Raw genomic sequence first — 24365 nt, forward strand, 5'->3', positions numbered from 1 at the left:
AGGGGGACACTTGGCCACTTCATTTAATGAGCAACTTGACCAGCACGGTACATGGCGGCGTGAATTTGCGCTGCGCCTGAAATTGCTGGGCGAATGGCTGAATGACCACGATCTGCTCGACACAGCCGTGCAGGAGCGGCTCAAGCGCCTGGAGTCCCAGGTGCGTTCCGACAAGGTGATGGTGGCTTTTGTGGCCGAGTTCTCACGCGGCAAGTCGGAGATGATCAACGCCATCTTCTTTGCCGGCTATGGCCGGCGCATCATGCCCGCCAGCGCCGGCCGCACCACCATGTGCCCCACCGAAATGGGCTATGACGCCGAAGTGCCACCCTGCCTGCGCCTGCTGCCCATAGAAACCCGGCTGCAACCCCAGGCCTTGATGGAATGGCGCATGGTGCCCGAGCAATGGACACGCATAGACCTGGATGTAGACAACCCCCAGCAGCTGGCCGCCTCCTTCGAGATGGTCTCGCAGACCCGCAAGGTGACGCAGGACGAGGCCCGTGCCCTGGGCTTCTGGCACAGCCAGGCGCCGGAAGACAATCCGCTGGTGGATGCGGACGGCCTGGTGGAAGTGCCCAAATGGCGCCATGCCCTGATCAATATTGCGCACCCCTTGCTCAAGCAGGGCCTGGTGATTCTGGATACACCGGGGCTCAATGCTATTGGCGCCGAGCCCGAGTTGACCGTCAGCCTGATACCGCAAGCCCAGGCCGTGGTGTTCATCCTGGGCGCCGATACCGGTGTCACCAAGTCGGACCTGGCCATCTGGCGCGAGCACCTGGTGTCCGACAGCACCGGCACCGAGGCGCGGCTGGTGGTGCTCAACAAGATCGACACCCTGTGGGACGAACTGAGCACGCCCGAGCAGATCAGCGCGCAAATCGAACGCCAGAAGGCCACCACGGCGGACATTCTGGGTCTGCGCGCCGAGCAGGTCATTGCAGTGTCAGCCCAAAAGGGGCTGGTGGCCAAGGTCAGCCAGGACGAGGCGCTGCTGCAAAAGAGCTGCCTGGGTCTGCTGGAAAACGCCCTGGGCGAAGGCATGCTGCTGGAGCGCCAGCGCATCCTGCGCCTGGCCATGAACAACGGCATCTCCGAGCTGCGCACCGATACAGCCCGCACCATCCACATCCGCAAGCGCGACCTCACCGAGCAGAGCATGGAGCTCCAAGGCCTCAAGGGCAAGAACGCCGGTGTCATCAAACACATGAAGAGCCGCATCGCGCAGGAGCAGATCGACTTTGATCTGGGCGGTGCCAAGCTGCATGCGGTGCGCTCGGTGCACCTCAAGTTGCTCAAGGAGGTGTTCGATATTTTGGGTGCCAAGGTGCTCAAGGCCGAGATGGGCCAGCTCATAGAAGCCCTGACCCAAAAAGGCCTGAAGCTGGGCGTGAAAAAAGCCTATGGCGAAACCTTCACCCGGCTGCGCGCCAACTTTGCCACGGTGCAAAGACTGACGGCCGAGATGCACAGCATGCTCTCGGTGATGTTCACGCAGCTCAATACCGAATATGGCTTTTCACTGCAGGCCATTCAGGAACCCGACCTGAACTTTTACCTGAACGATTTCGAGATGGCGCAGCGCAGCCACCTGCAGTACCTGGGCATCAGCAACGTCTTCAAGCTGGCCCAGCCCGAGTTTTCTGACCGGCTGGTGCGGGCGCTGTCCGCGCGGGTGCGCAGCATCCACGAGTCAGCCCTGAGCGAGGTGGAGTTCTGGAGCAAGTCGGCTGCGGCCCAACTGGACGCCCAGTTGCGCGAGCGTCGCCGTGCCTTTGTGCGGCGCATGGACGCGGTAGACCGCATCCAGCAGGCTGCCGGCGGCCTGGATGAGCGGCTGGATGAAATTGCCCAACAGGAAACCGGCCTGGACCAACTGGAGCAAAAGCTGATGGAGCTGACCTCACACCTGATCAACAGCCCGCAAGCCACTGCCGAGTCGCTGGATCTGGAAACCGCCTCCGCGTGAAGTCAGACAAGGCCGACTTCGCCACGCGCGTGGTGCAGTGGCAGCAAACCCAGGGACGCAACGACCTGCCCTGGCAAAACACCCGCGACCCCTACCGTGTGTGGCTGTCGGAAATCATGCTGCAGCAAACCCAGGTGGCAACTGTGAAGGACTACTTCGCGCGATTTCTGGACACCTTTCCCGATGTGGCCGCATTGGCCGCTGGCAGCCAGGACGCTGTGCTGGGTTTGTGGAGCGGACTGGGCTATTACAGCCGGGCGCGCAACCTGCACCGCTGCGCCCAACAGGTCGTGCAGGTGCATGGCGGCGCCTTTCCGCAGGACGCAGAAACACTGTCCAGCCTGCCGGGTATTGGCCCGTCCACGGCCGCCGCCATTGCCTCTTTGTGCTTTTCCGAGCGGGTGGCGATTCTGGATGCCAACGTGAAGCGTGTGGTGACCCGCGTGCAGGGCTTTGATGCCGATGTGGCGGTTGCGGCCAATGCGCGCGCACTGTGGGCTGCAGCCTCGGCCCTGTTGCCCACGCCTGCACATGCCGCGAAGGACATGGCGCGTTACACCCAGGGCATGATGGACCTCGGCGCCATGGTCTGCACACCCAAAAAACCACTGTGCAATGTCTGCCCCGTGGCTGGCGCCTGTGCTGCCCGCAAGGCGGGTGACCCCGAGCGCTACCCGGTGCGCAGCCGCAAGCTCAAGCGCAGCAGCCAGGCGCTCTGGCTGCTATGGGCGCAGAGCGAATCGGGCGCAGTGTGGTTGGCGCGCAGGCCAATTCCTGGTGTCTGGGGCGGGCTGTATTGCCTGCCACTATTCGACAGCGAAGACGCCCTGCGCCAGACCCTGACGCCACAGGCGCAACAGCAGCTGGTGTGCGAACCGGCCTTCACCCATGTGCTCACGCACAAGGACCTGCACCTGCATGCCTGCCGTGTGCCGCTGAAAGAAACCACGCAGCTGGGCGAGGGGCGCTGGGTCAGTGCGCTGGAGTGGCCTGGGCTTGGCCTGCCCGCGCCGGTGCGCAAGCTGCTGGAGCGTACCTAAACCACCCTTGCATCCATCTCGCGATGGCGCTTGAGCGTGGCCCACTGGCCTGCAAAGTGCGTTGCGAGTTGCTCCACCAGATAGACCGAGCGGTGCTGTCCACCGGTGCAGCCGATGGCCACTGTGACGTAGCTGCGGTTGTCGCGCGCCAGGTCGGGCAGCCATGCTTCCAGAAAGGCGCACAGCTGTTGCAACATGCGCTGCACATCATGCTGGGCCTGTAAAAAGTCGGCCACGGGCTGGTCGCGCCCGGTCAGGGCCTTCAGTTCAGGCTCGTAGTGCGGGTTGGGCAGCATGCGCACATCAAACACAAAGTCGGCATCGGTGGGCACGCCGCGCTTGAAGGCGAAGGATTCGAACACCAGCGTGAGCTGGTCACTGGTGGCGGACACCAGCGCCTTTACATAACCCTGCAACTGCGCGGCGCGGATCATGCTGGAGTCGATCACATGGGCCTGCTCGCGCAGGGCGGCCAGCAGGCTGCGTTCGAGCTCAATGGCTTCCACCAGGGCGCGGCGCTCATCCGTGTCCAGTTGCGCATCGGTGCCAGCGGTCCGGCGCATGCCGGCCTGCGACAGCGGGTGCTTGCGCCGGGTCTCCGAATAGCGGCGCACCAGGGTATCGGTGGTGGCATCCAGAAACAGCGGCTTGACAGCAATGCCGCGTGCCCGCAAGGCATCCAGATGCTGCGGTACCTGGGGCAGGGAGGTCGCGCTGCGCACGTCCATGGCAATGGCCAGACGGTGTGCCTGGTGCTGCATTTCCAGTTCCACAAAGGGCAGCAGCAGCTCTGGCGGCAGGTTGTCTACACAATAGAAGCCAGCGTCTTCCAGCGCATGCAGGGCCACCGACTTGCCGGAGCCCGACATGCCGGTGATCAGCACGATTTCCATGGGGTGGGGCTGCGCGGTGCTCACCCGGCTCATGCCCCGGCCTGCAGCATTTCCTTGGCATGGGCCAGGGTGGTGCTGGAGAGTTTTTCGCCGCCCAGCATGCGGGCAATCTCGCCCACGCGGGTTTCGCCCAGCACAGCGGACACGGTGCTGAGTGTGGACTTGCCTTGCAGCTGTTTGGACACCAGCATGTGGTGGTCGGCGCAGGCCGCCACCTGGGGCAGGTGGGTCACTGCCAGCACCTGGCGGTCCACACCGAGCTGGCGCATCAGGCGGCCCACGGTCTCAGCGACGGCGCCACCCACACCCGAATCCACCTCGTCAAAAATCAGGGTCTGGGCCGTGCCCAGCTGGCTGGTGGTCACCGCAATGGCCAGCGCCATGCGCGAGAGTTCACCACCCGAGGCCACCTTGCCCACCGGGCGCGGCGTGCTGCCCGCATGGCCGGCCACCAGAAACTGCACTTCTTCCAGGCCGCTTTGCTGCGGCTGGACCAATGGCTCCAGTGCCACGGCAAATTGGCCGCCCTGCATGCCCAGGCCTTGCATGGCCTGGGTGATGGCCTTGGCCAGCTTGGGTGCGGACTTGCTGCGTTGGCTGGAAATGCTTTTGGCCTCATTCATGAAGGCAACCTGGGCCTTGCGCTCGGCGGCTTCAAGCCCTTGCAGGTCGGCTGCAGCATCCAGTTGCGCCAGCTCTTCGCGCCAGCCCGCCAGCAGCGTGGGCAGCTCGTCGGGTGCGCGCTTGTAGCGCCGCGCCAGCGACACCCACAGCGTCATGCGGGCGTCCAGCTCGGCCAGGCGCTCCGGGTCCAGCTCGGTGCGCCGGGCATAGCCGCGCAGGGTGTGGGCCACGTCCTCTACCTGGGCCACGCTGGAGGCCAGTGCGGCAATGGGGTCGGCAAACTCGGGCTCCAGATGGCCTTGGGCCTGCAGGGACTGCAGCGCACTGTGGAGGGCCTGCAGGGCGTTGCTTTCGGCATCGTCCAGCAGTTCTACCGTGGCCTGGGCGGCATCCAGCAGGGCCTGCCCGTTGGCCAAGCGGCTGTGGCTCGCGTTGAGGTCTGCCCATTCATCGGGCTGGGGGTTGAGCTTGTCGAGCTCTCCTATCTGCCAGGCCAGGCGTTCGCGCTCGCGTTGCAGCGAGTCCTGCGCCTCTGTGGCTTTGTCCAGCGCGGCTTGTGTCAACCGCCAGGCGCTCCAGCGCTTGTCCAACTCGGCTGTATTGACCTGGGCATAGGCGTCCAGCAGGCCGCGTACGGCGTCCGGTCGGGTCAGGCTCTGCCAGGCGTGCTGGCCGTGGATGTCTATCAGGTGCTCGCCAATGCTGCGCAGTTGCTGGGCCGTGGCCGGGCTGCCGTTGACCCAGGCGCGGCTCTTGCCCTGTGTGTCCACGGTGCGGCGCAGCAGCAGGGAGTCACCCGCCTCAAAGCCCGCTTCGTCCAGCAGGGCTTGCAGTCCGGCGGCGTTGTCGAATTCGGCGCTGACTTCGGTGCGTGCAGCGCCCTCGCGGATCACGCCCACATCGGCGCGCGCGCCGGTCACCAGCTGAAGGGCGTCCACCAGGATGGATTTGCCGGCACCGGTCTCACCGGTCAGCACGGTAAAGCCGCGCTCCAGATCCAGCTCCAACTCGCTGATGATGACGAAGTCCCGCAGGACGATACGCTTCAAGGCCATGGCTTAGATGACTCCTTCATTCCAGTGCATTTTTTGCCGCAGCGTATCAAAGTAAGACCAACCCCTGGGGTGCAAAAATTTCACCTTGTGTTCGGAGCGCGTCACCACAATGCGGTCGCCGTGCATCAGCGAGGCCAGGCTTTGCGTATCGAAGCTGGCGCTGGCATCGCGCCCGGCCACAATTTCCACGGCGATCTCGCCCGCGCTGGTCAGCACCAGAGGGCGGTTGGAGAGGGTGTGCGGCGCGATCGGCACGATCACCCAGCCGTCAATGGCCGGGTGCATCAGCGGCCCACCCGCCGACAGTGAATAGGCCGTGGAGCCGGTGGGCGAAGCGATGATCAGGCCGTCGGCCCGCTGGTTGGCCACAAAGTGCCCATCCACCTCCACCCGCAGTTCCACCATGCCGGAGCTGGCGCCGCGGTTCACCACCACGTCGTTCATGGCCAGGGCGCTGAAGACGCAGATGCCGTCGCGCATCACACGCCCACGGATCAGGCTGCGCTGGTCTTCCTCGTATTCGCCGGCCAGCATGGGCCGCAGCACGGCCTTGTACTGGTCGAAGGGGATGTCGGTGATAAAGCCCAAGCGGCCCTGGTTGATGCCGATCAGCGGCACCTTGTATTGGGCCAGTTCGCGGCCTATGCCCAGCATGGTGCCGTCGCCACCCACCACCAGGCACAGGTCGCAGTGGCGGCCAATGTCTTCGAGGTTCAGGGTGGCATAGCGGCTCATGCCCATGTTGGTGGCGGTGTCGGCCTCCAGCACCAGATCGCAGCCCAGGTCGAGCACGTAGTTGGCAATCTCTTCCAGTGCCTGGCGCGAGTGCGCGCCGGCTGGTCCGGAGATGGTGCTTTGGTACTTGCCCACCAGGGCGACCTGGCGGAATTGGGTCGGCGACTTCATTTCCAAATTAGATCACTAAACATCACTAAAATGATCCGATGCTCGATGAACGTTCCAAGATGTTGCTGAAAGCTCTGGTGGAGCGCTACATAGCCGACGGACAGCCGGTGGGAAGCCGAACGCTCTCCAAAGCCTCGGGCCTGGAGCTGTCGCCCGCCACCATCCGCAACGTCATGTCGGACCTGGAAGAGATGGGCCTGATCGTCAGCCCCCACACTTCGGCCGGGCGCATCCCCACCGCACGCGGCTACCGCCTGTTTGTGGACACCATGCTCACGGTGCAGCCCACGCAGTACTCCAGCCACAGCCTGGCGCCGGACCAGCCGCAAAAGGTCATCTCCAACGCGGCCAACCTGCTGTCGAGCCTGTCGCAGTTTGTGGGCGTGGTGATCACGCCGCGCCGGTCTTCGGCCTTCCGGCATATGGAGTTTTTGCGCCTCTCGGAAAAGCGTCTGCTGGTCATCATCGTCTCGCCCGAGGGCGATGTGCAAAACCGCGTCATCTACACCGAGGTGGACTACACCCAGGCCCAGCTCATAGAGGCCGCCAACTTCCTCAACAGCAACTACGTGGGCCTGGACATAGACCAGGTGCGCGGGCGTCTGCAGGGCGAGGTGGAGAGCCTGCGCTCCGAGATCGCCGCCCTGATGCAGGCCGCAGTCAATGTCAGCACCGAGGCAATTGAAGACACCGAGGATGAGGTGGTGATTGCCGGCGAGCGCAACCTGCTGTCGGTGTCCGACTTCTCCAGTGACATGGGCCACCTGCGCCGCGCCTTCGATCTATTCGAGCAAAAGGCCCAACTCATGCGCCTGCTGGACATTGCCGGGCAGGCCGAGGGCGTGCGCATCTACATTGGCGGCGAAAGCCAGGTGGTGCCCTTTGAGGACCTGTCCATCGTCAGCAGCCCCTACGAGGTGGACGGCAAGGTGGTGGGAACTTTGGGCGTGATAGGCCCGACCCGCATGCCCTATGACCGTATGATCCAGATCGTGGACATCACGTCCAAGCTGATGAGCAATGCCCTGAGTCACCATAAATAAAGCATGATTTCCAAGCACCCTGACTACGTTCTGGTAAGTACCACATTCCCCATGTTCGGCGCCAACATCAAGCGCCTGTGGGGCAGCAAGGAATTCAAGCCCTATATGAAGGAACTGATCGAGGCGGCACAGAGCGGCGCCAAGCAGGGCTTCCCGCTGGATGTGCTCAAAGCCTTGCTCCGCCTGGAAGACCTGCACGGCAAGCTGCATCCCGATGAGAAGCCAAAAATGCAGGACAACGAAGACTTCCAGAAACTCAGCGCCGTGTTCCCCGTGATGGCCCAGAAGATCGACACCCTGTGGGGCGGCGCTGAATTCGCCCCCTACGTGAGCGCGGTATTGCAGTCCAGCAAGGGTGACGATGGAGCGGCTTTCCCGTTCGAGACGCTGATGTCGCTGCATGCGCTGATCGAAAAACACAACCACGACTACGCCGGCCAGTTCGCCGCCATCAGTCTGTGGGCCGCCTGAGGCTTTCGGTCGCTGGCTTGCCCTTACAATCTCGCCTTCGGTTGGGGCGTTAGCTCAGTTGGTTAGAGCAGAGGACTCATAATCCTTTGGTCGAGTGTTCAAGTCACTCACGCCCTACCATTTATTGCATCAACGCACGTTGGGCTTCATACATTCCAGATAGACGGCATTCAGACGCGCATGCGTTTTGTGTATCTGCTATGCAGCTGTCATCTAGACTTCGGCACGCCTCCTTGTACTTCACACCGTCCTGACGCAGACAGGCCCTCATACCGCTCGGATAGGGCGCCGCACTGTCCATACCCAAACGGCATCAATAGTGGTCATGGCACTTGCAAATTTTGACATTTAGATCAAAAATTGGCCTCCATCCAAAAAACTTGATGTAAATATCAATTGCAAACCCTCCAAGAACTCGGTGAATCCGTTGCCACACGGCGCAAACTGCTGGGCCTCAAGCAGGGCGATGTCGCGTCCAAGGCTGGCGTGACGGCCGAATCCCTGTCGCGCTTTGAGCGAGGCAGGGCGGCAGAGTTCGGCTCACGCAAGCTGCTGGCGGTGCTGGCTGTTCTGGGGGCCGAGCTGGACGTCATAGCCCAAGGCCAGTCGGGCAATCTCGATGAACTGCGGCGCGAACGCGCGCAGTCCAGGCTCGGGCGCAAGGTGGCCACACCGAACGACAGCGGCGAGGGCAAACGCTGATGCAGTTGTCCGTCTATGTGCTGGGTCGTGAGGTAGCCACGCTGGAGCAGTCTGGCGACTTCAAGAGCGTGCTCACCTACCGCCCTGACGTGGCGGCAAATGACTTTGTTTCGCTCACCATGCCAGTGCGTACCGAGAGCTATGTGTGGGATGACCAGCTCCCACCGGTGCTGCAGATGAACCTGCCTGAGGGCTATTTGCTCCAGGTGCTGCAAGAGCAGTTCGGCCCGCACATCGGGGCAAGCCCCATTGCGTTGTTGTCCGTGATTGGCCGCAACATGGTGGGCCGCTTGCAAGTGGCTGCACCCAGCGCAGCCCTTGATGAACCCGCCAAGCCCATAGAAGTGGCCGCGCTGCTCAAGGGCGACAACTCGGAGGCCGCCTTTGCTGCCCTGGTACGTGCGCACGCCACCAGCGGCGTATCGGGCGTGGTGCCCAAATTTCTGGACGCGCAGACTGAAGGCGTTTCGCCTTTGGCGCGGCACAAGAAAGCCAGCCTTGTTACGCGCCGCCACATCATCAAGGGCTCCAGCGCCCAACTGCCTTTCGTGGCCTTGAACGAGCACCTGTGTATGCAGGTGGCCAGTCGCGTGATGCCCACCGCAAAGACCGAAGTGTCTGATGATGGCCAGGCCTTGGTGGTCCACCGCTTCGACGTGGACGATCAGGGCCAGGCCCATTGGGGCATGGAAGATTTTTGCAGCCTGCTGGGCCTGCGCCCCGCCGCCAAGTACGACACCACCTGGGAGCGCATTGCCAAAGCCGTGCGCGACCACGTGCCTGGTACGCAGCGGCTGGATACTTACCGACAGCTCGCCACCACCATGCTGCTGACCTACGCGCTGCGCAATGCCGATTGCCACGCGAAGAACCTGGCCCTGCTGTACACCAGCCGGGCCGACGTGCACCTGTCGCCCGCCTACGACATGCTCACCACCAGCGTCTACGCGGGTTTCGGGCACAACCCGCCGGGCATTGAATTCAGTGGCAAAAAGACCTGGGCACCGGGCAAGAATCTGCAGAAGTTCATTGCCGCCACCTTCGGCCTTCAGCCCAAGGAGCAACAGCAACTGGTGCAAGCCATCAGTGACGCTGTGGCCGATGTGGGCCCCCAAGTCCGCCGGGCGATGAAGCAACACCCCGGCTTTGAAGATATCGGTAAACGCATGCTCATGGCCTGGGCCGAAGGCGTACAGGGTCTGCGTGACTAATGAAAACCGTGCGGCCTATACTCGCCGCCGATTTGTTTTCATTCAGACAGGACCCCTCCATGCGTGAAGCCAGTAAGTCCATGATGCGGCGTCTGCACGACAGCCGCTTTGCCACCCGTTACTTTGTGGGCGAAGGTATCGACATCGGTGCCGGCAATGACCCCATTTCCCTGTACCGCGAACTCTTTCCATCCATGGGCCAGGTGCGCGCGTGGGACATGCCCGATGGGGATGCCCAGATGCTGGCCGGCGTGGCTGACGAGAGCCTGGACTTCGTGCATTCCTCGCATTGCCTGGAGCACATGCGGGATCCGGCCCAGGCCCTGCACAACTGGTTTCGCGTGCTCAAACCGGGCGGGCACATGGTGTGCGTGGTGCCGGATGAAGACCTGTATGAGCAGGGTCGCTTTCCGTCCACCTTCAACGCCGACCACAAATGGACGTTTTCACTCTGGAAATCTGCTTCCTGGAGCCAGCAAAGCGTGAACCTGCTGGAGTTGCTGCCGCGCCTGGGTGCTGCTGTGCAGGTGCTCAAGCTCGAATTGCTGGATGCCAGCTTTCGCTATGCCTTGCCGCGCTTTGACCAGACGTGCACACCGGTGGGGGAGTGCGCCATAGAGATCGTGCTGCGCAAGCGCACCGCAGCCGAACTGTCCGCCGCGGGTCGCCTCCCCGATGCCAGCAAGATGCTGACGCCCGCCGGCTTTAGCTTGCTGACCGGCCTGCGTGCCTAAAAGAGCGGCATCATCCCGGAGGTCTTGCAGTCGTACATGGCCTGGTCGGCTACATGCAGCATGGTGTCCATGCTGGCGCCGTCGCCGGGGTAGAGCGCAAAGCCCAGGCTGCCGCCTACGCTGACTACGGTGCCCGAGTCCAGTGGCACCTTCTCGGCCAGCATGTCGATCAGCTTCTGGCCGATCTGGGCCAGTTCGCGGCGGTCTTCCACGGATTCAATAATCAGCACGAATTCATCACCGCCCAGGCGCGACACCGTGTCCGAGGCGCGCACGGTTTCCAGCAGGCGTTTGCCTATGACAACCAAAACCTGGTCGCCTGCAGCGTGGCCATGGGTGTCGTTGATCGCCTTGAAGTTGTTCAGGTCGATCATCACCGTGGCGAAGGGCACACGGCTTCGCTTGGAGCGTTCAATGGCCAGATGAAAGCGGTCCACCAGCAGTGCGCGGTTTGCCAGTCCGGTCAGGTGGTCGTAATAGGCCCGTTCTTTGAGTGCCTTTTCGGCACTCTGCATGGAGTCCAGTGATTGCCGCAGGGTGCGTTCGATCGCACGGGCGCGTCCAAGCCTGATGGATAGGATCAGGATCGTCGCTCCCATGGCAAGTGCCACGACAATAAGTGCGTTAGTTAGCAAGGCTGTAGCTGTTGTTTGTTTGTATTTTCAATGTATTGCTGCAATCGCGCCAGTGTTTCCGGTAAGCAGATGCAATTGCAGGAATTGTGCACTGATTCATTCCAAATGGCGTTGGGCTACGCCTGGCGCGGCTTGGCCGCCAGGCACAGTACCGCCAGACCGCACAGTGCCGCACCGCTGTAAAACGTGAACTCAGCACCCCACCGGTCCCATAGCCAACCTGCCAATGCGCTGGCAACCAACATGGCCAGTCCACTCACCAGGTTGAAGAAGCCATACGCTGTGCCACGCAAATCGGCAGGCGCCGTATCCGCCACCATCGTGGCCAGCAAACCCTGGGTAATTCCCATGTGGATTCCCCACAACGCAATGCCCGCCAGCAGCGCCATCCAGTGGCTGCTCGACGCCAGCACCAGGTCGGCTGCCACCAACACCAGCAAGCCCCACAACAACAATGTGCTGTGGCTTACCCGGTCCGACAGTTTGCCAAACGGATAGGCGCTGGCCGCGTACACCAGGTTCATGGCCACCATCACCAAGGGGACCAGCGCCAGGGCCACCCCGCTTTGCTGGGCCCGCAGCACCAGAAAGGCTTCGCTGAAGCGCGCAAGGGTAAACACACCACCCACCAGTACCGTCCACCAGTAGGCGCGACCCAGACGCCGCAGGTTGCTGCGGTTGATGGGGTTGCTGCGCGGCCCTTTGTGCTGTGCTTGCGGCTCCCTGATGCCGAACAGCAGCAGCGCCACGGCCAACAGGCCAGGCACCACGGCAGCCCAGAACACGGCGCGAAAATCATTGGCCCACAGCAGCATCAGGCCCACACCCAGCAGCGGGCCCAGAAAGGCGCCCACGGTGTCGAGTGATTGACGCAGGCCAAAGGCCGCGCCGCGCATGGCGGGTGGTGTGATGTCGGCCACCAGAGCATCACGCGGCGCACCGCGTATGCCCTTGCCCACACGGTCCAGCAGGCGCGCCGTAACCACCAGGCCCATGGCATTGGACATGGCGAACAGGGGTTTGCTCAGGGCGCCCAGTGTGTAACCGCAGACCGCCAGGGCCTTTCGCCGGCCCAGGTAGTCACTGAGCACACCAGAAAACACCTTCACCACCAGCGCCGTGGACTCGGCCAGGCCTTCAATCACCCCGACGGTAAAGGCCGAGGCACCCAGCACCGTCACCATGAAAAGTGGCAACAGGCTGTGCACCATCTCTGAGGAGATATCCATGAGCATGCTGACGAACCCCAATACCCACACGCCTTTGGGAATCTGCCGCAGCAACTGGAAGGAGCGGGCGGACATGTCTGTGGCGTGGGTGGCGGTCAGGCCTGCTTGGGCGTGCCGGGATACTGCTGGATTTCAATGGTGGCATGCACCACCTCTTCATGCACTGCCAGGCATTCGCGTATCCGGGCAGGCGTGAGTGCCGCGTCTTGCGTGACCACAGACAGCGCACACGAGTACACATTCTTGCCAACGCGCCAGACATGCAGGTCGGTAATGCGCGTCAGGGTGCCATCGGCACCACTGGCCTGCACCACCTCGCGGATTTCTTCCACCACAGGATGGTCCATCTCGCGGTCCAGCAGCACTTTGCCGGTTTCTGCTATCAGGCCCTTGGCCCATACCGCCACCAGCAGCGCGCCCACCAGCCCCGTCACCGGGTCCAGCCACGACCAGCCAAACAGCCAACCGCCCACCAGCGCGGCAATGGCCAGCACCGAAGTGGCGGCATCGGCAATCACGTGGATATAGGCTGACTTCAGGTTCAGGTCCTGGTGCGCACCATGGGCATGACCATGGTCGTGCGCGTGGCCGTGGTGGTCATGGTGGTCGTGCCCGTGGTTGTGGGCCTTGCCCAGAATCAGGGCGCAGACCAGGTTGACCAACAGGCCCACGATGGCAATGGCAATGGCTTCCTTGTATTGAATGGCCTGGGGCGCCAACAGACGTTCGATCGAGCCGAACACCATCAGCGCCGCCACGCCCAACAGGAAGATGGCGCTGGCAAAACCACCCAGCACCTCGATCTTCCAGGTGCCAAAGGCAAAACGCACATCCTTTGCGTGGCGCCGGGCCGCAGCGTATGCAAAAGCACTCAGGCCAATGGCCACGGCATGGGAGCTCATGTGCCAGCCATCGGCCAGCAGGGCCATGGAGTTGTACCACCAGCCCGCCGCAATCTCCACCACCATCATGGCAGCTGTGATCCACATCACAAGACGGGTGCTGCGCTCGGCCAAGGGGTTGGTCTGGTCAAAGCTGTGTTCGTGCATCCATTCGGAAAGATTGTCGTTTTGCATATCGATTCATTCTGCCACGCCAAAACCGCGAAAATGCTGTGCTATACTTCGAGGCTTGGCGGCTGTAGCTCAGTTGGATAGAGTACTTGGCTACGAACCAAGGGGTCGTGGGTTCAATTCCTGCCAGCCGCACCATATCGATAGCCCCGGAACAGCAATGTTCCGGGGCTTTTTCGATTTTTCAGCCGCATTGTTTTGCGCGCATCTTTCTCTACCCGCCCCATTGCATTGAATATGTGCCATTAATCGCACAATGACGTCTGCCGTGGGTGTGCAGAGCGTTTTAAAAATAGGCTGGCATATTGTGCGAATAAATGTGCATATTCATTTGCGGACGCTGGATGTGAATAATGTGCTTATCAGTGTTCAATGAAAGTGTAAGTTATCCTTACAATTGCCGAAATTACCGTGTGATATGCTTTAATTTGAAGCAGAACCCTTGAAATAAACAGCAACCCACTGAGGGTCCGGGTGGCTTTTTTGCAAATATAAATGCAGGACTACTGGAGCATTGCGTACACCTGGCAAGTACGGATGTGTTGTAAATGAATATACCAACAAGCCGGATTGGGAATGATGCAACCTATTTGCAAATACCAGGCACATTCAATATGTCTGGTATATCCATGGCCTCGCAGTGGATGCAAGTTACAGCAAACTTTGAAAATCCATAGCGGCGATTTCTTGCACTCCCGTAGTCAATGGATTTTTGGATTGAAAGACTAATATGAAAATCAGGCAGGTCGGTTTCACATTAATAGAAGTCATGGTTACCGTGGCTATTATTGGCATATTGTCAGCCATCGCCATCCCCGCATATACCGACTATATTCTCAGGGGGCGCATCACGGAGTCAGTGGCGAACCTGTCTGACATGCGCGTCAAGATGGAACAGTTTTTTCAGGATAACCGGACCTATGTCGGTGCATGCGCCAACGGTACGGTGGCGCCGCTCCCCACCGCCACTGCGCTATTCACATTCACATGCCCCACTTTGACGGCAAGTGCCTACACGGTCACTGCGACCGGCGCAGGCTCCATGTCGGGATTTGTCTTCACCATTGACCAGAGCAATGTGCGTGCAACCACCGGCGTCCCCACCGGGTGGACCACCAGTACTACCTGCTGGGTCGTCAAAAAAGACGGCTCATGCTAAGACCCTGCCGCACCTTGCGCGGCTTCACTTTGATAGAGGCCATGGTCTCGCTGGCCATCTTGTCCGCACTGATTGCCTTGGGTGCGCCATCTCTTGCTTCCTATAGTGAAAACTCCAAGGTCCGTGGCATTGCCGAGAGCTTTTATGCCAGCGCCCAGCAGGCGCGCCTGGAAGCCATACGCACCAACCAAAGGGTGCAGCTGATTCTGACCACCGACGCGCCCACGGCAGCCAACGTCAGCACCACCAATACCAGTGCCACAGCAGGCAGCTGGATGGTCCGCAGAATGAGCGACGACGCAACGCCGGTGTACACCTTTGTGGAAGGCAAAAACATCCGTGAGGGCTCCAACCGCAGTGACGGTACGTCCTCGGTGACCATCAGCGCCACGTCCAGTGCAGTGGCTTTGGCCTCTGTCACGTTCAGCGGGACAGGCACAGCCTCTTTGACGGCTCCGTGGACCGTGAACTTCGGCAGCAGCACAGGGGCTTGTGCAACCGCAGGTCCGGTGAAGTGCCTGCGGGTTGTCGTCTCGCCCGGCGGACAGGTGAAGGCCTGTGACCCTGCCGCCACCGCCGCGGGTGACACGCGCAGATGCAGTTAAGGCCAAAACCATGAGAATACTTCCCAAAAAACAAGGCGGCATGTTGCTGGTGGAAGTGCTGGTTGCCTTGCTGCTCTTTGTGGTTGGCATTCTGGGCATGGTGAAGGCCATGGGTGTTTCCCAAGTGGCCCAGGCCGATGCGCAGAGCCGCGCAGAGGCTTCCAACTTTGCCAGCGTCATTGTGCAGACCATGCGCGTCACGGCAGACAACTCCAGTGCTGCCAATTTCAATGCGTCACTGCTGGCCTTTCAGCATCAACCCGACACCGACAGTGCCTGCGCGTTTTCCGGCACGGCCTCCACCAATGCCAGTGTGACCAGTTGGGTGGCTGATGTTCGCACGGGAGCAGGGCGCCTGCCGGGTTCCACGGCCGCCATGCAGCAAGTGCTGGTGGATACGACGGCTGGCACCGGCCACAACAAAGTCACCGTCACGATCTGCTGGCAAGGGCCCAACGACAACGCGGCGCGCCGCCACACCTACTCCGCCTATGTCAACCAAAACTTCGACTAGCGCCATGCGTCTGCATGCCAAGAGCCTGCATCGGGGAATGCGGGGCTTGTCCCTGATTGAGTTGCTGGTTGGCATGGCCTTGTCGCTGATGGCAATTGTTGCCATCTACCAGGTCCTGGCCGTGTGGGATGGCCGCAGGCGCACCATCACGGCAGGCAGCAGCGCCCAGGTATCGGGCGGCATCGGCATAGCCGAAATTGAACGCGACATGCAACTCAGCGGCATGGGCTTTGGCAATGCCAGTGCGGCGACGATTGGCTGCACCGTGGAGGCATACAACAGTGTGCTCACCACCCCGACCTTCAACTTTGTATTTGCGCCGGTGCTCATCACAGATAGTGCCAGTGGTGCGCCGGACGTGGTGCGTGTGCTGTATGGCAACTCGGCTTTCGTTGTCAACATCCAGAAGGTCAACGCGTCCACCAGCACCAATAAAACGCTGCAATACCGCACAGGCTTCAATGCAGGAGACTTGGTGGTGGTTGCCGGCAATACACCGCGGGCTTGCAGCCTGTTTGAAGTAACCGGCAACACGGCGGCGGACAGCGTATCCATTGAACACGGCACGGCCGCCTATACCAATGTATACAGCAACACATCGGTCACCCCGACCTTGAACTCTGGCGTGGCGGGTACCGCCTATCCGGATGGTGGAGAGATCTACAACCTGGGGCCAGGTGCCCAGCTCACGCAGTGGGCCGTGACTGCTGCGGGCGTGCTGACCCGCACCAACCTCTTGCGGGACACCGCTGCCTCCGAAGTTACCGAGGGAGTTGTGAACTTGCAGGCCCAATACGGTGTTGACGCCAACAACAACGGGCGAGTGGACTCGACGGAATGGACCAACACGCAACCGACCGACTGGACCCTGGTTCTGGCCGTGCGCATCGCAGTGCTCGCACGCAGCAGCCAGCTTGAGAAAGACAATGTCACACCGAGGACCTCGCCGCCGACCTGGGCAGGCGGCAACTTCACCATGCTGAACCTCGACGGCTCGGCCGGTACAGCCGCACCGGCCGCCATTGCCGATGACTGGACACGCTACCGCTACCGCGTCTACGAAACCATGGTGCCCCTGCGCAACATGATCTGGGGCAAAACATCATGAAAATGCAGCGACCCAGATCCACAGCCCCACGCAAGCAGCAAGGCATTGTGCTGATCGTGGCCATCATTGCCATCGTGGCCATGGCCTTTGCGGTGACGGCCATGCTGCGCGCCACCACCGGCAGCATGGGCATCGCGGGCAATCTGGCCTTCAAGAAAAACGCCACCTCGGCGGGCGACATGGGTGTGGAGCAGGCACGCAACTGGCTGGTGGGCCAGACCTCGCTGGCCTTGTCCGCTGACCAGGCCACGGTGGGGTATTACTCGACCTGGAACACCGCGTTTGACCCCATGACCTACAACTGGTCGGCCGGCACCAATGCGGTGGAGGCCACTTCGGATGACGGCTCGGGAAACCGCGTGCTGTACGTCATCCATCGCCTGTGCTCGATCACCGGCTCGTTCAATTTGCCGGCCCAGACCTGTGTGCGCCCCTCCAGCCTCAATGCGGTGGGTGCGGGCACCTCGCTGGGCAGTGGTGGTGGTGGTGCGGGCGGCCCCGCCATTGTGGTGGTGCCGCGTCCCTACTTTCGCATCACCACGCGCGTTGAAGGACCACGCAACACGCTGAGTTACGTGCAAGTGATCATGTATTGAATCTGGAGAGAGCCATGTACCCAAAATTTACGGTGTCGTATGTATGTCGCGCCCTCATGGCTCTGCTGGCCCTGCTCCCGGCAGTGCCACTTTCTTACGCCCAAACGGACATTGCCAACAAGCCCATTGCGGGCACGACCACCGTCGATGTAAAGCCCAATATCATGCTGTTGATGGACACCTCGCAGTCCATGGGTTTCTCCCACATGCCCGATGACATCGACACGCTGAATGACAAGCTGCCGATCGGCTACAAAAGTTACCAGTGCAACACGCTGTACTACAACCCCAACACCACCTACGGTCTGCCCAAGGACGCGTACGGGGTCAATCTGGCAACGCCCACCTTCACTGCGGCACGGTACAACTACTATTCCACGGATACGTCCACCAAGAATCTCGGCACCCAATTCCAGGCTTACGACAACGCCACCCGTGACCGTGGCAATACCGAGGCGAACGACACGCCGCAAGCCGCTTACTACTATGTGTACTCAGGCTCGGAAGTCCTGAAGGCCACCACACTTCCGTGTACACAGCCCGATGTGGCGACGAAAGACCAGGCCGCCGGTTTTTCCACAGCTGGTGAGGGTACGTGGACACGTATCCTGGTGGGCGCCTCAGAGCAGCAAAACTTTGCCAACTGGTACACCTACTACCGCACCCGCATGGCCATGGCCAAGACCAGTGTGGGCCTGGCGTTTGCCCCCATCACCAGCCGCTACCGGGTTGGTTTTGTAACGGCCAATCCGGGTGTGCCGGTGGCGGCAGACAAGTACCTGGCCATTGCCGATTTCACATCCGCCAACAAGGCCGCCTGGTACGCCAAGGTCAATGCCCAGGTGCCCGGTGGCTCGTCTCCCATGCGCGAAGGCTTGGCGCGGGTGGGGCGGCATTACGCAGGCAAGCAAGACGGCATCAACAAGGACATGGCCGGTGACCCGGTGCAATACGCCTGCCAGAAGAACTACACCCTGATGACCACCGACGGTTATTGGAACGTCGGTTCGGAAACCGCAGGGCCGGTACAACTGGATGGCACGACCCTGGTTGGCAACCAGGACGGCGCCTTTACCGGAGACAGCGGCTACACCCCCTACGGTGTCTGGGACGGCGGCAATACCTCCACGCGCGTAACCACCAACAAGTTCAACACCTACACCACGGCCCTGTGTGACAGCGGCTACCGCAACAAGTCCACCGCGCAAATCACCAAGACCGAAACCAGGACCTTCCAGAACACCACGCAAGCGCTGGTGGCTACCCAGCAAAATCTGCAAAGCACCAGCCAGATCAACAAGAGCACCACCCAGACCCTGCAGTCCACCAGCATCACCAAGAAGCAGACCAAGCGCACGGATGCCACGGTGACCGAGGTCAAGCAAAGCACGGCGCAAACCGTGGACATCACGACCTGGGTGGAGAAGTACACCATCACCACGTCCCAGACGCAGACGCAACGAACCAAGTCGACCACGCAAAACCTGAAGGTCACGCAGCAGATGCGCAAGGCGACCACCCAGAATTTCCAGACCAAGCAGCGCCAGGATGAACTGACCAGCCAGCCCAAGGCGACGGTGACACAGAACTTTCAGAGCACCAGCCAGACCAAGGTCAGCACCTCACGCCAAACCGCAAGCACCCAGCAGTGGCTGCAATCCACCTCGCGCACAGACCAAACCGTCACCCAGACGCGCCAATCCACCTCGCAGCTCAACAGCTACGATGGCAGCACCGAGCGGTCTACCCCCACGGCCAGCTGCACGCCCGGTGGAAACATTACCTGCTACACAGTCACCACCACCAATGTGCTGGTGGCCAGCTGCACGGCAGCCTCTACGCCCAACTCGGGCAACAATTACACGGTAACCACCTGTGCCACCACCACGGTCAGCGGGCCCACGCCCGTGCAAACCTGCAGCGCCATTGAACCGGTTGCGGGCAACAACTTCCAGAAAACCACCTGTACCCCCGTGACGACTGCCGAGGCTCCGATTGCAGTCTGCGCGTCCCCGACGGCCACGTCCGGCAACTCCTGGACCACCTCCGTTTGCCGCGGTGTTTCCTCTGGCCCGACGCCAGTGCCCTCACCCTGCAGCAACGTTGCGGCCAGCGCGGGCAACAGCTATGTGGCAACCACCTGCAGTGCCGCCATCACCACCGGCCCGACCCCGATCAGTGCCGCTACTTGTTCCAATATCGCTCCCACGTTGGCCAATAGCTATACCACCACCACCTGCACCAACTACCCCACGGGTCCGACAGCGGTGCAGACCTGCGCCGCCAGTGGTCCCAGCGGTCCCAACTGGATTACCACCACCTGCAATGCGAATCCAACCAATACCGTTGCGGTACAAAGTTGCACCGCCCAGACAGCGACCAGTACCAACAACTGGGTGGGCATCACCTGCCCTGGCACGGTCACCACAGGCCCCACACCGGTGGCGACCTGTACCTTGCAGACCGGCAGCGCGCTCAACAACTGGATAACCCGCACCTGCCCCGCCGTGGTGGTGACAAGCCCCCGGACTGCGGTGGCAAGCTGCACGCCGGTGACGGCCACAGGCCCCGGCTTTATCGCCACGGTGTGCGACCAGGTCACGTTCAATGACTTCGTGCCGTATGCCAGTTGCACCAACGATGCTGGCTTGACGGCGCCCGACTACATCAAGACGGTGTGCACATCCACCACCACCACTACCAACGCCGGTATTCCCAATACCTGTGCTGTCAATGCGGGCACCAGCTACCCCTACCTGAGTACCAGTTGCCCCACCCCGGTGAACACCGGCCCGACCAATGTGGCAAGCTGTACGGCCGGCACCAGCGCCAGCCCCAACTTTGTTGTCACCACCTGTGCCGATGCGCCAGTGAGTGGCCCCACGGTCATGGCCTGCACCGTGGGCTCCAGCACCAGCGGCACCGGCCTTACCACCACCTGCACCCAGGTCACCAGCGCAACCACGATTGTCCAGCCTGGCACCTGTGTGGCTGGCACGGTGGGTGGGGTAACCACTTTCTGTACCAACCGCACCGCCACCACGCCGATGCAGGCGGGAACCTGTGTCGACAATCCAGGCACCTCCGCGCCCTGGGTCAAGCACGTCTGCCAGATCAACACCACGGGGCCCACAGCCGTAGCCACTTGTGCGCCGGTGACTGCCGTCGCGCCATCGTGGACGGCAACCACCTGTTCAGCCATTCGCACGGTGAGCGGCCCCACAGCCGTGGATACCACGGTTACCGCTTGCCCCGCCGGCTTTAACGCAACGACCGGATTCACAACCACCTGCACGCCGGTCAATTCGGCCATCACCGCGGTGGACCCCACGACCTGCACCAATATTCCGGCCAGCAGCACCAACAACTACACAGCGACGGTGTGCACGTTCACAACTACCGGCCCCACCGGTGTGAATCCTTCGACCTGCACCACCAATATTGCGCCCACGTCCGGGAACGGCTGGAAGACGACCACCTGCGCGGCCAACAACACCGGCCCGACCCCCGCTGCGCCTACAGCGGCGGGCTGCACGGCCGCTGTCGGCGGCAGTGGCAACCAATGGCGGACCACCCTCTGCCCGGCCACCACCACCGGGCCCACACCCGTAGAAACCTGTACGCCGATAACGGCCGTCTCGCCCAACTGGGTTACCACAAGCTGCTCGGTGAACAACACGCCGCCCACACCCACCTCGGCCTGTTCACGCATCGAAAAATCAGCCGGCAACAATTACGTGCTGACCACTTGCACCACCAGCAACACCGGGCCCACGGTTGTGGCGCCCAACGCCACCAATTGCCCCGCCAACCCCAATGGTGGCGCGCCCAACTACATCCAGACCACCTGCACCACACCCGCCCCCATCATTGCGCTGACAGACCAATGCCAGTTGTCGTCGGCCAATGTGGCCCCCTATGTGGAGACGGCTTGCTCAACCTTGTCCACAGGCCCGGACCTGGTGCCGGTTGCCAACTGCACCGCAGCAGCTGCATTGCCAGGTGTGCTGCTGGGCGGCAACAACTACACCTCCACCAGCTGTGATGTGGTGAATGGCAACAAGTTCCAGATAGCCACCACCACCTCGGTCCTGACCGAGTACCTGAGTGGCAGCACGGTTGTTACCAACCCGCCCAGCGAACCCCCTGTCGTCACCACCACCACGGCGACTGACGTGGACGGCATGTGCTACGCCCCGGGTGTTGCCGTGCAACCTGCAACACCGACGGCACAGCCCACCTTGCCCACAGGATGCAGCGGCTGGCCCTGTGTCGTGAACTCGCCCAATGTGGCTGGCGGCTCGACCAATTCGCTGGCCGACGTGGCGCAGTACTACTACGTGACCGATTTGCGCACAGGCCCCGGATTTGAGAACCCGGCAGCTACTCTGGGTACCCAGCCTCTGGATGACAGTGCCCCCTGGCAGCATATGACCACCTTTGCGCTGGGCCTGGGCGTCTCGGGCACCTTGAATTACCAGTCCGACTACATGACCAGCCCGACCGGTGATTTCTCACGTATCCGTCCCCCCGTGGTAGTGCCCCCGGCCATACCCCCCACGGCCACTTTGAACTGGCCTGCCTGGCCCAACATCGACACCAGCAAGGCCAAGCCTTATGACGATCCCAGGTCGATTGATGACTTCTGGCACGCCGCAGTGGATGGCCGGGGTCGGTACTTCAGCGCCAGCAATACAGCGGCTGTGGTGGACGGCTTGGCTGCTGCGCTGAATCGCATTGACACCGAGGCGGGTTCCGGTGGCGGCGCCGGGCTGACCACCAGCACGCCGGTTGCCAACAACAACCAGGGTTTCATCACCAGCTTCAAGACCAAGGAATGGACCGGCAATGTCACGGCGCAGAAAATTGATGTCATTACCGGCACCATTTCCAGCACCCAGGATTGGTCTGCACAGGACAAGCTCGATGCCCTGACCTTTGCCGCCTGTGACAACCGCACCATTGTCATGCGCAAGGCGGGCGCCACCAACAACCTGACCAACTTCAGCTGGAATACCAAGGCCTGTGTTTCAGGCTTGCCTGCCGGCGCGGCAGATACCGGACTGGATGCGACGCAACAGGCCATGTTTGGATCGGTGGCCGTGGCCAGCCTGGGCCAGTATCCGACGATGACCAACGGTGGCGCCAATGACCAGCGCGTGCCTGCGGCGGGTGCCAACATGGTCAACTTCATCCGCGGCCAACGCGGCTTTGAAGTTCCCACCGAAGCCTTTGTTCCCAACAACCCCAGCTACCTGTACCGCAAGCGCGAACATGTGCTGGGCGACATCGTGGGCTCGGTGGCGACCTTTGTGGGCAGCCCCGGGTTTTCCTATGCGGATACCGGCTACGGTGCCTACAAGACGGCCAATGCGGCGCGCACACCCATGATTTACGTGGGAGCCAACGACGGCATGCTGCATGCCATCTACGCACCGATTGTGTCTACGGATCCCAACTACGCCAACGCCGGTGCCGAGGCCTGGGCCTATGTGCCCCAGGCGGTGATACCCAACCTGTACCAACTGGCCGACGTGGACTACAAGGCCAACCACCGGTTCTTTGTGGACGGAACGCCTGCCTATGGCGATGTGTATGACACCACCGCCTCTGCCTGGAAGACGATTCTGGTGGGTGGCCTGAACGCTGGCGGCAAGAGCTACTACGCGCTGGATGTGAGCGACCCGGTGCACCCCAAGTCGCTGTGGGAGTTCAGCCAGGGCAGCAATTGCTTTGATGCCGCCAGCGCCAGCACCAGCACCACGGGCACCGACTGCCATTTGGGCCTGTCCTTTGGCCGCCCCATCATTACCAAACTGGTGGACGGAACCTGGGTTGTGCTGCTGACCTCGGGCTACAACAACATGGGCTCGCCCACCGGCTCGGGTGATGGCCACGGCTATCTCTATGTGCTCAATGCGATCACCGGGCAGATCATCAGCAAGCTCGATACCGGCGTGGGCACCTCCACCAGCCCCAGTGGCCTGCGTGAGCTCAACAACTACGTAGCCAACGGTGCGCTGGACAACACCACGCTGCGCGTATACGGCGGCGACCTGTACGGCAACATCTGGCGCTTTGACGTCAATGACAATCTGGCGCCCGTGGGCAAGGAGGCCACGCTGGTGGCCACGGCCAAGGACGCGTCGGGCGTTGCCCAGCCCATCACCACCCGCCTGCAACTGGCCGAGGTCAATGGCAACACGATGGTCGTGGCCGCCACCGGGCAGCTGCTGGGTAGCAGCGACACCAGCACCACGCAGGTTCAATCCATCTACGGTTTTGTGGACCTGCTGGCTGCCACCTCCCCCTACACCGACCTGCGGGGCTCCTTGCGCACGGTGAGCCTGACCAAGAGCGGCACCACCCGCAGCACCAGCTGCTCGGGGTCTGCCGCCAATTGCGCACTGACCAATGGCTGGGTGGTTGACCTGCCAGATTCGGGCGAGCGCATCAATGTGGACCCCTTCATCGTGGCCGGTACCCTGGTGTTTGTCAGCAACGTGCCTTCCAACTCCGCCTGCCAGGCCGGTGGCTACAGCTGGATCAACTTCCTGGGCCTGTTGACGGGACTGGCGGCCGCGTCCAGCCCTGATGACGTGGCCTCGATGTTCCTGGCCGATTCCCTCAGTGTGGGTGTTGGCTTCGTGGTACTGCCCGATGGCCGTGTGATCGCAACCAGTGTGGGCTCGGACGCCTCTGTCACCCAGAAGCAAGTGCCCGTGGAGCCACCCAACCCGATTGGGCGGCGCGTGAGCTGGCGCGAAATCAAGAAGTAGGCAGAGCCCTGGCCAT

Annotated in this window: 19 protein-coding genes and 2 tRNA genes; 15 read left to right on the plus strand and 6 right to left on the minus strand. The window is 61.8% G+C overall.

Features of this window, described 5'->3' with window-relative positions:
- The first annotated feature begins 10 nt into the window (after positions 1 to 10).
- Complete coding sequence (locus tag DIC66_RS06690) at positions 11 to 1972, plus strand: dynamin family protein (protein ID WP_117175334.1); 1962 nt, start codon at positions 11 to 13, stop codon at positions 1970 to 1972.
- Positions 1969 to 3012 carry an A/G-specific adenine glycosylase gene (gene mutY / locus DIC66_RS06695; protein WP_233505814.1) on the plus strand — a complete coding sequence of 348 codons (1044 nt, stop codon included), beginning with the start codon at positions 1969 to 1971 and terminating at the stop codon, positions 3010 to 3012. The genes DIC66_RS06690 and mutY overlap by 4 nt, the downstream gene beginning before the upstream one ends.
- Here the strand turns inward: mutY and rapZ are convergent.
- Genes rapZ through DIC66_RS06710 form a run of 3 tightly spaced genes read right to left on the minus strand, consistent with a single transcriptional unit; the run spans position 3009 to position 6490 of the window.
- A complete protein-coding gene (gene rapZ / locus DIC66_RS06700) occupies positions 3009 to 3905 on the minus strand; it encodes an RNase adapter RapZ (protein WP_117175881.1) in 897 nt (298 codons plus the stop codon). The genes mutY and rapZ overlap by 4 nt on opposite strands.
- Before the next feature lie 29 nt (positions 3906 to 3934).
- Positions 3935 to 5584, minus strand: a complete 1650-nt coding sequence (gene recN / locus DIC66_RS06705; protein WP_117175336.1) for a DNA repair protein RecN — start codon at positions 5582 to 5584, stop codon at positions 3935 to 3937.
- Positions 5585 to 5587: 3 nt separating this feature from the next.
- Positions 5588 to 6490: an NAD kinase gene (locus tag DIC66_RS06710; RefSeq protein ID WP_117175338.1), complete on the minus strand. Its 903-nt coding sequence runs from the start codon at positions 6488 to 6490 to the stop codon at positions 5588 to 5590.
- 38 nt (positions 6491 to 6528) lie between these two features.
- Here DIC66_RS06710 and hrcA point away from each other — a divergent pair, with 38 nt between their 5' ends.
- The 6 genes from hrcA to DIC66_RS06740 all read left to right on the plus strand — a co-directional run bounded on the left by hrcA (position 6529) and on the right by DIC66_RS06740 (position 10651).
- Entirely contained in the window at positions 6529 to 7533 is a 1005-nt protein-coding gene (gene hrcA / locus DIC66_RS06715) for a heat-inducible transcriptional repressor HrcA (protein ID WP_117175340.1), read from the plus strand.
- 3 nt (positions 7534 to 7536) lie between these two features.
- Positions 7537 to 8004 (plus strand): hypothetical protein, encoded by a 468-nt coding sequence (locus DIC66_RS06720; protein ID WP_147321254.1) that lies wholly within the window; start codon positions 7537 to 7539, stop codon positions 8002 to 8004.
- Between the two features lie 43 nt (positions 8005 to 8047).
- Positions 8048 to 8124: transfer RNA gene (locus DIC66_RS06725), tRNA-Ile, on the plus strand.
- 276 nt (positions 8125 to 8400) lie between these two features.
- Positions 8401 to 8706 carry a helix-turn-helix domain-containing protein gene (locus tag DIC66_RS06730; RefSeq protein WP_117175344.1) on the plus strand — a complete coding sequence of 102 codons (306 nt, stop codon included), beginning with the start codon at positions 8401 to 8403 and terminating at the stop codon, positions 8704 to 8706.
- Entirely contained in the window at positions 8706 to 9917 is a 1212-nt protein-coding gene (locus DIC66_RS06735; protein ID WP_117175346.1) for a type II toxin-antitoxin system HipA family toxin, read from the plus strand. The genes DIC66_RS06730 and DIC66_RS06735 overlap by 1 nt, the downstream gene beginning before the upstream one ends.
- Before the next feature lie 59 nt (positions 9918 to 9976).
- A complete protein-coding gene (locus DIC66_RS06740; RefSeq protein WP_117175348.1) occupies positions 9977 to 10651 on the plus strand; it encodes a methyltransferase domain-containing protein in 675 nt (224 codons plus the stop codon).
- Here the strand turns inward: DIC66_RS06740 and DIC66_RS06745 are convergent.
- The 3 genes from DIC66_RS06745 to dmeF all read right to left on the minus strand — a co-directional run bounded on the left by DIC66_RS06745 (position 10648) and on the right by dmeF (position 13591).
- On the minus strand, positions 10648 to 11250 hold the full coding sequence (locus DIC66_RS06745) for a GGDEF domain-containing protein (protein ID WP_117175350.1): 603 nt from the start codon (positions 11248 to 11250) through the stop codon (positions 10648 to 10650). The two genes, DIC66_RS06740 and DIC66_RS06745, sit on opposite strands and share 4 nt — an antisense overlap.
- Positions 11251 to 11402: 152 nt before the next feature.
- Positions 11403 to 12590, minus strand: a complete 1188-nt coding sequence (locus DIC66_RS06750) for an MFS transporter (protein ID WP_117175352.1) — start codon at positions 12588 to 12590, stop codon at positions 11403 to 11405.
- Between the two features lie 20 nt (positions 12591 to 12610).
- Positions 12611 to 13591 (minus strand): CDF family Co(II)/Ni(II) efflux transporter DmeF, encoded by a 981-nt coding sequence (gene dmeF, locus DIC66_RS06755; RefSeq protein WP_117175354.1) that lies wholly within the window; start codon positions 13589 to 13591, stop codon positions 12611 to 12613.
- A 58-nt stretch (positions 13592 to 13649) separates the two neighbouring features.
- On the opposite strand from dmeF, the gene DIC66_RS06760 reads away from it, so the two are divergent.
- The 7 genes from DIC66_RS06760 (at position 13650) to DIC66_RS06790 (ending at position 24349) form a co-directional block, all read left to right on the plus strand.
- Positions 13650 to 13726 (plus strand) — tRNA-Arg (locus DIC66_RS06760).
- 592 nt (positions 13727 to 14318) lie between these two features.
- Positions 14319 to 14747, plus strand: a complete 429-nt coding sequence (locus DIC66_RS06765) for a type IV pilin protein (RefSeq protein WP_117175356.1) — start codon at positions 14319 to 14321, stop codon at positions 14745 to 14747.
- Positions 14741 to 15352 carry a GspH/FimT family pseudopilin gene (locus DIC66_RS06770; protein ID WP_117175883.1) on the plus strand — a complete coding sequence of 204 codons (612 nt, stop codon included), beginning with the start codon at positions 14741 to 14743 and terminating at the stop codon, positions 15350 to 15352. The genes DIC66_RS06765 and DIC66_RS06770 overlap by 7 nt, the downstream gene beginning before the upstream one ends.
- Positions 15353 to 15362: 10 nt before the next feature.
- Positions 15363 to 15866 (plus strand): type IV pilus modification protein PilV, encoded by a 504-nt coding sequence (gene pilV, locus DIC66_RS06775; RefSeq protein ID WP_117175358.1) that lies wholly within the window; start codon positions 15363 to 15365, stop codon positions 15864 to 15866.
- Complete coding sequence (locus DIC66_RS06780) at positions 15844 to 16974, plus strand: PilW family protein (protein ID WP_158558858.1); 1131 nt, start codon at positions 15844 to 15846, stop codon at positions 16972 to 16974. Before pilV ends, DIC66_RS06780 begins: the two co-directional genes overlap by 23 nt.
- A 2-nt stretch (positions 16975 to 16976) precedes the next feature.
- Entirely contained in the window at positions 16977 to 17570 is a 594-nt protein-coding gene (locus DIC66_RS06785) for a hypothetical protein (RefSeq protein ID WP_147321255.1), read from the plus strand.
- A gap of 14 nt (positions 17571 to 17584) precedes the next feature.
- The gene (locus DIC66_RS06790; protein ID WP_147321256.1) at positions 17585 to 24349 is read left to right on the plus strand and encodes a PilC/PilY family type IV pilus protein; all 6765 of its coding nucleotides are present in this window, start codon (positions 17585 to 17587) and stop codon (positions 24347 to 24349) included.
- The last annotated feature ends 16 nt before the right edge of the window (positions 24350 to 24365 follow it).

Source organism: Rhodoferax lacus, assembly GCF_003415675.1.
Taxonomy (GTDB): Bacteria; Pseudomonadota; Gammaproteobacteria; order Burkholderiales; family Burkholderiaceae_C; genus Allorhodoferax; species Allorhodoferax lacus.

Coding starts and splice junctions, on each gene's coding strand:
- rapZ (WP_117175881.1), bottom strand. CDS start 3,905: ATGGAAATCGTGCTGATCACCGGCATGTCGGGCTCCGGCAAGTCGGTG.
- recN (WP_117175336.1), bottom strand. CDS start 5,584: ATGGCCTTGAAGCGTATCGTCCTGCGGGACTTCGTCATCATCAGCGAG.
- DIC66_RS06710 (WP_117175338.1), bottom strand. CDS start 6,490: ATGAAGTCGCCGACCCAATTCCGCCAGGTCGCCCTGGTGGGCAAGTAC.
- hrcA (WP_117175340.1), top strand. CDS start 6,529: ATGCTCGATGAACGTTCCAAGATGTTGCTGAAAGCTCTGGTGGAGCGC.
- DIC66_RS06720 (WP_147321254.1), top strand. CDS start 7,537: ATGATTTCCAAGCACCCTGACTACGTTCTGGTAAGTACCACATTCCCC.
- DIC66_RS06735 (WP_117175346.1), top strand. CDS start 8,706: ATGCAGTTGTCCGTCTATGTGCTGGGTCGTGAGGTAGCCACGCTGGAG.
- DIC66_RS06740 (WP_117175348.1), top strand. CDS start 9,977: ATGCGTGAAGCCAGTAAGTCCATGATGCGGCGTCTGCACGACAGCCGC.
- DIC66_RS06745 (WP_117175350.1), bottom strand. CDS start 11,250: ATGGGAGCGACGATCCTGATCCTATCCATCAGGCTTGGACGCGCCCGT.
- DIC66_RS06750 (WP_117175352.1), bottom strand. CDS start 12,590: ATGTCCGCCCGCTCCTTCCAGTTGCTGCGGCAGATTCCCAAAGGCGTG.
- dmeF (WP_117175354.1), bottom strand. CDS start 13,591: ATGCAAAACGACAATCTTTCCGAATGGATGCACGAACACAGCTTTGAC.
- DIC66_RS06765 (WP_117175356.1), top strand. CDS start 14,319: ATGAAAATCAGGCAGGTCGGTTTCACATTAATAGAAGTCATGGTTACC.
- DIC66_RS06770 (WP_117175883.1), top strand. CDS start 14,741: ATGCTAAGACCCTGCCGCACCTTGCGCGGCTTCACTTTGATAGAGGCC.
- pilV (WP_117175358.1), top strand. CDS start 15,363: ATGAGAATACTTCCCAAAAAACAAGGCGGCATGTTGCTGGTGGAAGTG.
- DIC66_RS06780 (WP_158558858.1), top strand. CDS start 15,844: ATGTCAACCAAAACTTCGACTAGCGCCATGCGTCTGCATGCCAAGAGC.
- DIC66_RS06785 (WP_147321255.1), top strand. CDS start 16,977: ATGCAGCGACCCAGATCCACAGCCCCACGCAAGCAGCAAGGCATTGTG.
- DIC66_RS06790 (WP_147321256.1), top strand. CDS start 17,585: ATGTACCCAAAATTTACGGTGTCGTATGTATGTCGCGCCCTCATGGCT.